Raw genomic sequence first — 11,730 nt, 5'->3', positions numbered from 1 at the left:
TGTTGCTCCGGTTTCAGAGAATGGGCCGCCTTTCCGGCGGCCCGGCAAGTCAGGCGTATTGGCCAAGCAGCCTGTCGACGGCCGGCAGGCGCAGCGCGAAGGCGCCCCGCCCCATCAGGGCGACCGCGGCCTGGACGACCGCCCAGAACAGCGGAAACTCCCATCCCCCCCCGGCATTCGAAAAAGCCCAGCCATTGCCGGAATGGGCCCATGCCGCACCCAGAAGGACAGCAACCAAGGCAAGAGAGACAACCCTGGTCGCCACGCCCAGAACAAGGGCCGCGCCGCCGGCCAGTTCGGCCAGGATGATAAGGTAGGCAAGTCCCCCCGGAAGCCCGAGGCTTTCGAAGAAGCCGACTGTGCCGGGGACGGTGAAGACAAGGACCTTCATCAGCCCATGGGCGATGAAGAGTGCGCCGCTCGCCGCACGAAGCACAAAGGCGGCGTAGTCGGATGAGGTGTTCTGCGTCATGGTTTTTCTCCTGTATTGGCGGGGTCAAGCGGCAAGCAGTTGCGGGGCAATCGCGGTGCCTTTGCCCAACACGTAGCCGAACTGGATATTGAGAAAGCCGAGCGGCTCCAGGTAGCGCGCGTTCTTGAGCGGGCCAGCATCCACGGGTTCCAGGCCGATGTCCGAGGCAAGCGTCTTGACGATGTCTCGGGCGGCCCCATCATCCGAGGCGACGAAGGTTTGCAACGCGCGATCGCCGATCTTCAGACCCGTCCCATAATGCTGCGCGAAGATCGTGTTGAAGGCCTTCACGACCGAAGCGCCGGGCGCGAGCTTGGCAATCTCTTCGGCCGCCGAGCTCAGATGACCGACCTGCAGTCCCGAGAAGTCGTCGGTGACCGGGTTCGACACATCGACCAGCACCTTGCCCGAAAAGTCAACGCGCGCAGCCAGATCGGCCGCGGCACCGAAGGGTGTTGCCAGGATTACGACGTCTGCGCCACCGGTGGCCTCGGCGAGGTTGGCGTCCCGGGCCGCCAACGTGACGTCATGCCCACTGCGCGTCAGAACACCAGCCAGACCCGAGCCGACATTCCCAGTCCCGATGATTGCGATCTTCATTTCGATGTCCTTTTCCATGGCCCCTTGGGGCGATCATTGAACTGCCCTGAACCTAGGCGTTGCGGACAGCGCATAAAATGAAGATTATCCGGAATGACTTCCCACATTTTGTTCTCAAAGGATCCGGCCAATGGACACTGTCGAACAACTGAGGGCCTTTGTCGCGACGGCGCAGGCCGGTTCATTCACCGCGGCCGCCGACCAGCTTGGCATCTCGAACCGCCTGACCTCGAAATACGTCGCAGAGCTTGAGCAGCGTCTTGGTGTCCGCCTGTTTCAGCGCACGACGCGAAAGGTCGGCCTGACCCCCGCGGGCGAGGATCTGCTGGCACGAGCCCCGGCCCTGCTGGACGAGCTGGACGATCTGCTGACGGGCGCGTCCGAGGGATCGCGCGGTTTCACCGGCGTGATCCGGATATCCGCGCCCGTGACCTTCGGAGAAACCTACGTCGTCGGAATGCTGGGACGTTTCGCGCAACAGCATCCGGATCTGACGTTGGACCTGAGGCTGGATGACCGCTTCGTGGATCTGGCTGCCGAAGGCATAGATCTGGCCTTCCGTGTCGGCAGGTCCGAGATGCTGTCGATCAAGACCCGCAAGCTGGGCGAAGTGCAGACCTTCCTGGTGGCGAGTCCTCAGTACCTGGCACGGTCGGGCACGCCAAGGACCCCTGCGGACCTTGCCGGGCATGCATTCATCGTGGACACCAATCGCCGCGACCCGCGCCGATGGCCGCTGTGGAAGGACGGGGCCGAGACGGTCGTGACCGTCGAAGGGCGGCTCCTGGTCAACTCCGTGCGCGCGGCCTGCGCCCTTGCAGCCGCAGGAAAGGGCATTGCCTTTGCCCCGAAGTTCGCGATCCGCGACGATCTTGCGGCGGGACGGCTGTCAACCCTGCTTGACGGATACACGGGCAGCCCGAGCCCGGTCAGCGCCGCCTATCTTGAGGGACGGACGCTTCCGCGCAAGATCCGTGCCCTGATCGACTTCGCGGCGTCCGACATCCGCTCAACCAACCTGCTGTGATCTTCGCGCCGCCGATCGACATACGGTCCGAACCGCGTGCGGCACCCCGGAATCGGACCGACACGAGGGTGAGATTGCACGTTCCCACGCCCTGAAATTCGTGGTTCCGCCCGGTCTGCATGTCCTTTTGGGCATGCCACTGTGCCATTGCGGACTGGGCGCCCCCTATGCTGGCCATGCCCATGTCGCAAAAATGCTGGTTTGCTTCGCCCGGACGACTGTCGGTAACTGCCTTTGGAACGCCTATTGCGGGCGAATAGTCTCGTGGAACGGCAAGATGACAGAGAATCCGACACGGCAAGCACGGTCTGGCGGGCGGGGCGCACGCAGGGCGATGCGCGCTGCCCCCGATTTCGAGATGCTGCCCGCACTCAAGCGTGCGCTTCCCGAGTGCGAGCCCATGACCCCTGAACAGATCGCGCGCATCGACGATGCCTCGATGTTGATCCTTGACGAAGTGGGCGTGGTCTTCCGCGACGACATCGCGCTTGAAGACTGGCGCAAGGCAGGCGCCGACGTGCGCGGCGAGCGGGTGCATCTGGACAGGGGGCTTGTGCGCGAACTGATTTCTTCGATCCCGTCAAGCTGGACCTACCGCGCGCGCAACATGCTGCTTCAGACCGAACAGTCGATCACCGAGATCGCCATGGCCTGCGGCTGCCGGTCGACCTCGCACTTCTCCAAGGTGTTCCGCAGCTTCTTCGGCAAGTCAACCGTCACCCACCGCAACACTCTGGGCTGACCGGCCACCGCCGCCGCCCGCCCTTTTGCGCGGATCGGACAAAGGCTGCGGGACTGGCGCAAGCGCCAGCCCCAGCGGTCTCGTACGCGCCCGGCGGTTTTCCGGATCTCAGCTCTTAGGTCTTGCGGCGGTGGGGCGTGCCCTGCCCGGCAGCGCGCGGAGCCGAGGGCTTGCCCTGCTTGCGCGGCCCGCCTTTCGAGGCCCACTTCGAATCCGGCTTTGGCGCGGACTTGTGCTTGGGCGCAGGCTTGGCGCCGGGCTTCTTGCCCTCCTTGGGCTGGTACTTGGGCTTGCGCGCGCCCGGTGCATCCTGGCTGTACGTCTGCTCGGACGGGGCGTCTGCGGCGCTCCAGCCAGGCGATGAGGACTGGTCGCGGCGCGGTTTCCGTTCATACTTGCCGGCATCGGGGCGTTCGGAACGCCCGGCGGCTCCCGCCCCGGGCTTAGGCGAACCGGGTTTCGGCGAATTGGGTTTCGGCGAACCGGGCTTTGCCTTCCAGGGCCGGGGCGCCTCGCCTTCGTCGCGCGTGCGCCAGGGCTTGGCGCCCTCGGGACGCGGGGCGCGCGCGGGGCGCGAGAACTCCGGCAGGCCGTCAAGCGGCCGGACCCGGATCCCGTCCTGAATCTCGCCGTCGGGACCAAGTGCCGCCATTAATTGGCCCACGCTTGCCTCGGCGATCTCGACGAATGTCTCGGATTCCTGCACCCGGATCGCGCCGATCGCGGCTTTTTCAAGATCCGCGCTGCGGCGCAACAGCGGCAGAAGCCAGCGCGGTTCCGCGCGGTCGTTGCGCCCGACCGAAAGCGCGAACCAGCGGCTAGGGCCAAAGTCCTTGTGTTCGCGCGCCGCAGGCATGTCGGGTGGCGACAGCTCTTCCGGTGCCGCGTGACGCGATTGGTGCATGCGATAAAGGGCAGCCGCGACGGCCTCCGCCCCGTGGCGGGCAAGCAGCCGCGCCGCGACTTCCGCCTGCTCTTCGGTGACGGGTTCGCTCCAGGACTGGTCGTTCAGCAACCGTTCCTCGTCACGCTGAATGATGTCCTCGGCCGAGGGCGGCACGGTCCATTCCGCCGTGACCTTCGCCCATTTCAAAAGCCGTTCGGCCTGCTTGACCGTCCTGGGCGGAACGATCAGCACCGAGATCCCCTTGCGTCCCGCCCGGCCCGTGCGGCCCGAACGGTGCAGCAGGCTTTCCGTGTTGGTCGGCAGATCGGCGTGGATCACGAGGTTCAGATTGGGCAGGTCGATCCCGCGCGCAGCGACATCGGTCGCTACGCAAACCCGTGCGCGCCCGTCGCGCATCGCCTGAAGGGCATGGCTGCGCTCGGACTGGCTGAGTTCCCCGGACAGCGTGACAACAGCAAGCCCGCGGTTGGAGAGGCGTGCGCTCAGCTGATTGACGGTCGCGCGGGTGTTGGCAAACACGATGGCGCTTTGATCGTCATGGTAGCGCAGCAGATTGAAGATCGCGTGGTTCGCATCCGCTGCCGCCACGCGGAGCGCCTTGTAGCTGATGTCTGAGTGCTGTTCAGACTTGTTGATCGTCGATATGCGCCGCGCGTCGCGCTGAAACTGCTCGGCCAGCTTGGCGATCATCGGGGAAACCGTGGCCGAAAACAGAAGCGTCCGGCGGTCTTCGGGGGCGGCGCCCAGAAGGAACTCCAGATCCTCGCGGAAGCCCAGATCCAGCATCTCGTCGGCTTCATCCAGGACGACGGCGCGGATGTCGCCCAGATCCAGCGCGCCGCGCCGGACATGGTCGCAAAGCCGGCCAGGCGTGCCCACCACGATATGCGCCCCCCGCTCCAGCGCGCGGCGCTCGGCGCGGATGTCCATGCCGCCCACGCAGGAGGACACGACGGCCCCCGTCCGTGCATAAAGCCAACGCAGTTCCTGCATGACCTGGAAGGCAAGTTCGCGCGTCGGGGCCACAACCAGCGCCAGGGGCGTCGCGGCCGGGCCGAAGCGATCATCCTCGCGCAGAAGCGTGGGCGCGATCGCAAGCCCGAAGCCGACCGTCTTGCCGGACCCCGTCTGCGCCGAAACCAGCAGATCGGCATCAGTCAGATCGGGCTCGGTCACGGCCTCCTGCACGGGGGTAAGGGTGTCGAAGCCGCGTTCGGCAAGGGCTTCGGAGAGGAGAGAGATCATGGCATCCAAATCCAACAGGGCCGTCACGGCCATACAGGTGTCCGCGCGGCGGGGAAGCCGCGTCTGTAACGGGACTTGAGGCAGAAGTATATCTGCCAATTGGCGCGAATCCCCGAAAAGCGTCAGGTTTCGCCTATTATGCCGGCGGCTGGGGACCGCAAGTCGCCCGGTTCATCCGTCCAAGGGCGGTTTCACCGGACGCGCCGGCCGAATGCCCGCTGAACGACGATGAAGAACAACGGCACGAAGATGACGCCCAGGATCGTCGCGCTGAGCGTGCCCCCCAGAACGGCCGCGCCGACCGCAGACCGCCCGCCCGACCCCGCCCCCGTCGACAGGGCCAGTGGCAGCACGCCCAGCGTGAACGCCATCGAGGTCATGATGATGGGCCGGAAACGCAAACGGGCGGCCTCGCGCACGGCCTTGAACAGTTCTTCGCCCGCCGCGACGCGGTCCCGGGCGAATTCGACGATCAAGATCGCGTTCTTGCCCGTCAGACCGATGACCGTCAGCAGGCCCACCTGGAAGAAGACGCCGTTGTCGAAACCGCCGTAGCGGGCCGCGGCAAGCGTGCCGATCACGCCCACCGGCATGGCCAGCATCACCGCGAACGGGATCGTCCAGCTTTCATAAAGCGCGGCAAGGCAAAGGAAGACCGCGGCAAGCGATAGTGCGTATAGCAGCGGCGCCTGCCCCCCGGCTTCGCGTTCTTCAAGCGACAGGCCGGTCCATGCGACGGAATATCCGCCGGGAAGCTGGGCCGCCAGCCGCTCGATCTCGGCCATCGCCTCTCCGGTGCTGACGCCCGGGGCCGGCGAGCCCTGGATCTGCATCGCCGGAACGCCGCCGTAGCGGGACAGGCCCTGCGGACCGTATTGCCAGCGTTCGGACGTGAAGTTCGAAAATGGAACAAGGTCGCCCGAACTGTTCCGAACGCGCCACTTCTGAAGGTCCGAAGGCGTCGCGCGGGACGAGGGTTCGCCCTGCACGTACACGCGCTTGATCCGGCCGTTATCGTTGAAGTCGTTGACGTAGCGACCCGCCCAGGCGACCGAAAGCAGGTTGCCGATATCGGTCGGCGACACCCCCATCGCGCCCGCTGCGCGCCAGTCGATATCCAGGTTGAACTGCGCCGCATCCTCAAGCCCGGAAGGACGCGCCGAGCCGATCAGCGGGCTTTGCGCAGCCATTCCCAGAAGCGTGTTTCGCGCTTCAAGAAGGGCTTCGTGATCCTGCCCGCCCTGGGCCTGAAGGTAGAAATCGAAGCCCGAGATGTTCCCAAGCTCGATCACCGCGGGCGGAACGATCGGGAACACCATGGCGTCTCGGATGCCCATGAAGGCCCCGAACGCCCGCCCCGCGACGGCCTGGGCGCTTTGCGCGGGATCCGGACGCTCTTCCCAATCCTTCAGGCGGATGAAGGCAAGCCCCATGTTCTGGCCCCTGCCGGCGAAGGAAAAGCCTGCGATGCCGAACATGGAATCCATGTTTTCCTTTTCGGCGGTGTTGAAATAGGTTTCGACCTGCTGAACGACCTTCAGCGTCCGCTCTGCAGTCGCACCTGTCGGCCCCTGGATGAGCGTGATGAGGATGCCCTGATCCTCGTTGGGCAGGAACCCGGTCGGCGTGGTGGTGAACAGCCACCAGATCCCGCCGCCGATCATCAGGTAGACCAGTCCCACGCGAATCGGCCGCACGATCACGCGGCCCACGGTCCAGCTGTATCCATCCAGCACCTTTTCGAAGCCGCGGTTGAACAGCCCCAGGATGCCGCGGTTCGTGTGGTGGGCGTCCTTGGCGCGCAGGATCGTGGCGCAAAGCGCCGGTGTCAGGGTAAGCGCAACGACGACCGAAAGTGTCATGGCCGAAACGATCGTGATCGCGAACTGCCGATAGATGACCCCCGTGGAGCCGCCGAAGAATGCCATCGGGACGAAAACGGCCGACAGCACCAGCGCGATGCCCACCAGCGCGCCGGTGATCTGGTCCATGGACTTGCGCGTGGCCTCGCGCGGGGAAAGGCCCTCTTCCTCCATGATGCGTTCGACGTTCTCGACGACAACGATCGCATCATCGACCAGAAGCCCGATCGCCAGCACCATGGCAAGCATGGTCAGGACGTTGATCGTGAAGCCCGCGATGCCAAGGATCGCAAACGTCCCGAGGATCACGATCGGCACCGCCAGCGTCGGGATCAGCGTCGCCCGCACGTTCTGCAAGAACAGCAGCATCACCAGGAAGACGAGCACGATCGCCTCGAACAGCGTCTTGACGACCTCCTTGATCGAAATCTCGATGAAGGGCGTCGTGTCATAGGGGATGACGTAGCGGACGCCATCGGGGAAGAATTCCGAAAACTGCGCAATGCGGTCCTTTACCCGTTGCGCCGTATCGAGTGCGTTCGCGCCGGGGGCAAGCTGGACCGCCATGCCCGACGACGGCTTGCCGTTGAACCTGGCGATGGTCGAATAGTCCTGCGCCCCGACCTCGACGCGCGCGACGTCCTTCAGAAGCACAAGGCCCCCGTTGGTTTCGGCGCGAAGCACGATGTTCTCGAAGTCCTCGGGCGTGGACAAGAGCGATTGCGCGGTGATCGTCGCGTTCAGCTGCTGCCCTTCGACAGTCGGAAGCGTTCCGAATGCACCGGCTGAAATCTGCGCGTTCTGCGCCGAGACCGCATTGACCACATCGCCGGGCGAAAGCTGAAACGCCGCCAGCTTCGAAGGCTCCAGCCAGATGCGCATAGCGTATTGCGAGCCGAAGACCTGAACCCCGCCAACGCCCTCGATCCGGCTGAACTCATCCACCAGGTTCGAGTTCAGGTAGTCGGACAGGTCAAACTGGTCCAGCCTTCCGTCTTCCGAGATCAGCGCGATGACCATCAGGAAGCTGGAGCTTGACTTCTGAACCCGCAACCCCTGGCGCTGCACGGTTTCCGGCAGAAGCGGCGTGGCCTGCGCCAGCTTGTTCTGAACCTGGACCTGGGCGATGTCGGCGTCGGTGCCCGTCTCGAAAGTCAGGTTCACCGAAGCGGAGCCATCGGACGTCGAACTGGACGAGATGTAGCGCAGACCATCCAGACCCGTCATCTGCTGCTCGACGATCTGGGTCACGGTATTCGCCACCGTTTCCGCCGACGCACCGGGATAGGAGGCAGAGATGCGGACAGAGGGGGGCGCGATCTGCGGGTATTGCGCGATGGGCAAGGTCAGGATCGACAGAAGCCCGACCCCCATGATCAGGATCGAGATCACCCAGGCGAAGACCGGCCTGTCGATGAAAAAGCGTGCCATTCGTCAGGCTCCGGTCAGTTGGAGGTTTCGGCGGCTGCTTCCGGCGGTGTGCTGGACCCGCGTTCTTCCGGGACGACCGTCGCGCCCGGCGCGATCTTCTGCAGACCCTCAACGATCAATCGGTCACCCGAGCCTAGGCCCTCGGTGACGATCCAGCTTGCCCCCTGATCCCTCAACACGGTCAGCTGCCGGCGCTCGACGAGGTTATCGGCGTTCACCACCATCGCCGTGGGAAGACCGCGCCGGTCGCGGCTGACCCCTTCCTGCGGGGCAAGCACGACGTTTTCCACGACCCCTTGGGGCATCTCGACCTGTACATACATGCCCGGAAGCAACAGGTGATCGGGGTTGGGGAATTCGAGCCGCAGCACGACGACGCCTGTCAGTTCGTTGACATGGGGCTCGGCGGCCTCAAGTCGGCCGGTTTCTTCGTATTGCGACCCGTCGGCAAGACGCAGCGTGACGGTCTGGTCCGCGCCGTTGACGGATGCGTCAGAGCGGCGCCAGCGCAGAAGTTCTGCCGCCGACTGCGTCACGTCCACGTAAACCGGATCAAGATCGCGGATAACCGTGAGCGCCGTCGCCTGGCCGGCGGTCACCAGTGCGCCCTGGGTGGTTTCGCTAAGTCCGACGACGCCCGAAAGCGGCGCCCTTATGGTCGTCCGATCAAGGTCAATCTGCGCCGACATCAGGTTGGCGCGGGCGACCTTGACGGCGGCATCGGCCACGTCGCGCGCGGCGATGGCGTCATCCAGGTTCTGCTGGCTTACCACGGACCGGCCAAGCAGTGTCTCTTGCCGCGTGGCTTCGCTTTCGGCGGCGCGAAGCGAGGCCTCGGCCTGCGCAAGGGCCGCCTCGGCGGCGGCGACCGTGGCCTCGTAGCTTGCCGGGTCGATCTGGTAGAGCGGATCGCCCTTCTGCACCTCGCCCCCTTCCTCGAACAGGCGCTCGGTGATGATGCCGTTGACCTGCGGGCGCACCTCGGCAACGCCCGAGGCGGCGACGCGGCCGGGCAAGGGCGACTTGAGTGTCACGGACTGCGTATCCAAGGTGACGACAGTGACGGGCTGAGGCTGCCCGCCACCTGCGCCTTGGGCAAGTGTGGCGGCTGGCGCCGCGATCAGCGCCGCGCAAAGACCAAATGTCAGACGTACCATGAAGCCCCCACCGGCCAAATCCCGTGTTCCGCGCGTATTCAAACAGGTCCCGCGTCCGGACACCAGTTGCTGTTTTCAGCGCTGGCGGCGGCCGCGGCGATCCCGACGCAAGGATTCAGATGATTTCCGCACGATCCGGCGCCATGCACATGTCTTGTGCGTCCTGATCCCTGCAAGGTCACTCCGCGAAGACCCGGTCACGCGCGAAAGCGGATTGCAGAGGCGCGCCTGGCCTCCAACAAGCGTCACCACTGAACGGCGTTGCCTTCCCAGTCGCGGAAACCGCCGTTGTCCTCAGCCGTCAGCCCCTCGATGACGCCAAGAAGGTTTGCCGCCGCCAGTTCTGGCGCGACCTTGCGGTGCCCCGGATAGTCCTTGGTGAAGGTCGTCGCGACTGTGCCGGGATGAAGCGCCACGACGATGGCATCCTTGTGCCGTCGACCGATCTCGATCGCGCTCGTGCGCACGATCTGGTTCGCCGCAGCCTTCGAGGCGCGGTAGGAATACCACCCGCCCAATGCATTGTCCCCGATCGACCCCAGGCGCGCTGTCAGCACCGCGACGACCGAGCGCCCCCGCCGCGGAAGCAGGCGGGGCACGTGACGCAGGATCAGGGCCGGGCCGATTGCGTTGATCGCCATGACGCGGGCCATCGCGCCGGCATCGATCTCGGCCAGCGACTTTTCGGGCCGGCACCCCGCGCTGGCAAGTACGCCGGTCGCGATCAGGATCAGGTCGAACGGGCCGCTCAGGCCCGCCATCACGCGTTCGACCGATGCGGCCTCCGTAAGGTCCATGCCGTCGGCACGCCGGGACAGCGGGACGACGTCGACGCTGCGGGATGTCAGGGCCGCCGCCACGGCCGCCCCGATTCCGCCCGATGCGCCGATCACCAAGGCATTTCGCATGTCCGCCCCCTCTATTCGTCCGCCGAAAAGCGATCGGTGTCAGATGCGGAACAGCCGCTGCGTCAGACGCGGAAGAAACCCCTTGAAGCGAAGCGGCGCGTTCGTTGCCGCCAGGCAGATGCAGGGCGCGCCCTTGCCCGCAACCGGCACATGCGTCAGATCGCTGTCTGCGACCTCGAGATCGCCCACCTCGAACTGGTCGGTTTCATCGTGGAAGCTGCCCTGCAGCACCAATGTCAGCTCAAGTCCGCGATGCCCATGCTCGGGCACCGCCTGTTCGGGCGGGATGAACAGCAGGCGCGCGCTGCCGGTCCGGTCTTCATGCAGGATGCATTGGCGAACGCCCAAGCCCAGCGACCGCCACCGCGGCGGCCGTCCATGCAGCGCCTCGGCCAGCGGCGCCGGAAACACGCCGAAGGCGGCGGGCCGCGGCCTTTGCCGGGGCCTGTCGTCAAGCCGGGCAAGAACCGCATCACGCAGCCCGTCGGACACCTCGGCAGGTCCTGACGCGTCAAGCGCGGCGCCCGCCAGAGCCTCGTGCGCGCCAAGACGCGCCCGGCACTCGTCGCACATGGACACATGCGTGGCGACGACAAGATCGAACGCGTAGGACAGCGCGCCGCCGACATAGTCGCGGATCATCCAGTCCGGAACGTGATGGCTGATATCCGTCATGTCTTGCGCAGCTCTTTCAGTTCATACCTCAGTCGTTCCAGCCCCAGCCTGATCCGGGACTTTATCGTCCCCAGCGGCAGCCCGGTGTCCTCCCTGATCTCCACATGGGACATGTCACCAAGATAGGCTTTCTCGATGAGCCTCTTCTGCTCTGGCGCCAGTTGCCCGAGCGCGCGCCGAAGTTCGCCAGCCTCTTGCGCCATCGCCACGATCTGATCGGCTTCCGGCGCATGGCTTGCGTCCAGCATCAGGTCCTCGGGCTCCGGCCTCGCCTTGCGGCGGGCAAGGTCGATCTGGCGATTGCGCGCGATCCTGTAGATCCAGCCGGACACGTCGGCGCGCGCCGGATCGTACTGCGATGCCTTGTGCCAGACAGCCAGCATGACGTCCTGCACGATGTCCTCCGCCTCGGCGGCGGGCGTGCCGGATCTGAGCGTCACGGATTTCAGCCTTGGGGCATAGTAGTCGAACAGCCTTGCAAAGGCCGCTCGGTCACGCCGGTCGCGCACGGCGATCATCCACGCCGTCTGCGGGCTGATCTCTGCACCTCCAGCTTCTGTCATACCGTCCTGCACCCTGTCGGCGACGAACACGCCATCCAGTCCACCCTGAAAGGGCGGAACTGTCGTGACTGTCGCAGGCAAACGCACGAGGTTCAACATGCGGATCAATACGCGCATGGCCTTTGTGCGGATCAAAAAAAA

At 65.3% G+C, this 11,730-nt stretch carries 10 protein-coding genes; 2 read left to right on the top strand and 8 right to left on the bottom strand.

The annotated features are described in order from the left end of the window. Positions 1-49: 49 nt before the first annotated feature. The gene (locus tag OEW28_RS16765; protein ID WP_263735947.1) at positions 50-472 is read right to left on the bottom strand and encodes a DoxX family protein; all 423 of its coding nucleotides are present in this window, start codon (positions 470-472) and stop codon (positions 50-52) included. 24 nt (positions 473-496) lie between these two features. Then, complete coding sequence (locus OEW28_RS16760) at positions 497-1,072, bottom strand: NADPH-dependent F420 reductase (protein WP_263735946.1); 576 nt, start codon at positions 1,070-1,072, stop codon at positions 497-499. A 130-nt stretch (positions 1,073-1,202) separates the two neighbouring features. On the opposite strand from OEW28_RS16760, the gene OEW28_RS16755 reads away from it, so the two are divergent. Continuing rightward, positions 1,203-2,099 carry a LysR family transcriptional regulator gene (locus OEW28_RS16755; protein WP_263735945.1) on the top strand — a complete coding sequence of 299 codons (897 nt, stop codon included), beginning with the start codon at positions 1,203-1,205 and terminating at the stop codon, positions 2,097-2,099. 277 nt (positions 2,100-2,376) lie between these two features. After that, a complete protein-coding gene (locus OEW28_RS16750) occupies positions 2,377-2,841 on the top strand; it encodes a trimethylamine methyltransferase family protein (protein ID WP_263735944.1) in 465 nt (154 codons plus the stop codon). A 115-nt stretch (positions 2,842-2,956) separates the two neighbouring features. Here the strand turns inward: OEW28_RS16750 and OEW28_RS16745 are convergent, their stop codons facing one another. The 6 genes from OEW28_RS16745 to OEW28_RS16720 form a co-directional block, all read right to left on the bottom strand. After that, positions 2,957-4,993 carry a DEAD/DEAH box helicase gene (locus tag OEW28_RS16745; RefSeq protein ID WP_263735943.1) on the bottom strand — a complete coding sequence of 679 codons (2,037 nt, stop codon included), beginning with the start codon at positions 4,991-4,993 and terminating at the stop codon, positions 2,957-2,959. A gap of 191 nt (positions 4,994-5,184) precedes the next feature. Then, entirely contained in the window at positions 5,185-8,286 is a 3,102-nt protein-coding gene (locus OEW28_RS16740) for an efflux RND transporter permease subunit (protein ID WP_263735942.1), read from the bottom strand. A 14-nt stretch (positions 8,287-8,300) separates the two neighbouring features. Beyond that, positions 8,301-9,443, bottom strand: a complete 1,143-nt coding sequence (locus OEW28_RS16735; protein ID WP_263735941.1) for an efflux RND transporter periplasmic adaptor subunit — start codon at positions 9,441-9,443, stop codon at positions 8,301-8,303. Between the two features lie 245 nt (positions 9,444-9,688). Then, a complete protein-coding gene (locus OEW28_RS16730; RefSeq protein ID WP_263735940.1) occupies positions 9,689-10,351 on the bottom strand; it encodes an SDR family NAD(P)-dependent oxidoreductase in 663 nt (220 codons plus the stop codon). A gap of 39 nt (positions 10,352-10,390) precedes the next feature. Next, positions 10,391-11,026 (bottom strand): ChrR family anti-sigma-E factor, encoded by a 636-nt coding sequence (locus tag OEW28_RS16725; RefSeq protein ID WP_263735939.1) that lies wholly within the window; start codon positions 11,024-11,026, stop codon positions 10,391-10,393. Beyond that, on the bottom strand, positions 11,023-11,724 hold the full coding sequence (locus OEW28_RS16720) for a sigma-70 family RNA polymerase sigma factor (RefSeq protein ID WP_318527572.1): 702 nt from the start codon (positions 11,722-11,724) through the stop codon (positions 11,023-11,025). The genes OEW28_RS16725 and OEW28_RS16720 overlap by 4 nt, the downstream gene beginning before the upstream one ends. Between the last annotated feature and the right edge of the window lie 6 nt (positions 11,725-11,730).

Origin of the sequence: Albidovulum marisflavi (assembly GCF_025751435.1) — a bacterium.
Lineage (GTDB): Bacteria > Pseudomonadota > Alphaproteobacteria > Rhodobacterales > Rhodobacteraceae > Albidovulum > Albidovulum marisflavi.
Note: the sequence above shows the minus strand (reverse complement) of the source record. Positions and strands in the feature narration are given on the sequence as shown.

Coding starts and splice junctions, on each gene's coding strand:
- OEW28_RS16765 (WP_263735947.1), bottom strand. CDS start 472: ATGACGCAGAACACCTCATCCGACTACGCCGCCTTTGTGCTTCGTGCG.
- OEW28_RS16760 (WP_263735946.1), bottom strand. CDS start 1,072: ATGAAGATCGCAATCATCGGGACTGGGAATGTCGGCTCGGGTCTGGCT.
- OEW28_RS16755 (WP_263735945.1), top strand. CDS start 1,203: ATGGACACTGTCGAACAACTGAGGGCCTTTGTCGCGACGGCGCAGGCC.
- OEW28_RS16750 (WP_263735944.1), top strand. CDS start 2,377: ATGACAGAGAATCCGACACGGCAAGCACGGTCTGGCGGGCGGGGCGCA.
- OEW28_RS16745 (WP_263735943.1), bottom strand. CDS start 4,993: ATGATCTCTCTCCTCTCCGAAGCCCTTGCCGAACGCGGCTTCGACACC.
- OEW28_RS16740 (WP_263735942.1), bottom strand. CDS start 8,286: ATGGCACGCTTTTTCATCGACAGGCCGGTCTTCGCCTGGGTGATCTCG.
- OEW28_RS16735 (WP_263735941.1), bottom strand. CDS start 9,443: ATGGTACGTCTGACATTTGGTCTTTGCGCGGCGCTGATCGCGGCGCCA.
- OEW28_RS16730 (WP_263735940.1), bottom strand. CDS start 10,351: ATGCGAAATGCCTTGGTGATCGGCGCATCGGGCGGAATCGGGGCGGCC.
- OEW28_RS16725 (WP_263735939.1), bottom strand. CDS start 11,026: ATGACGGATATCAGCCATCACGTTCCGGACTGGATGATCCGCGACTAT.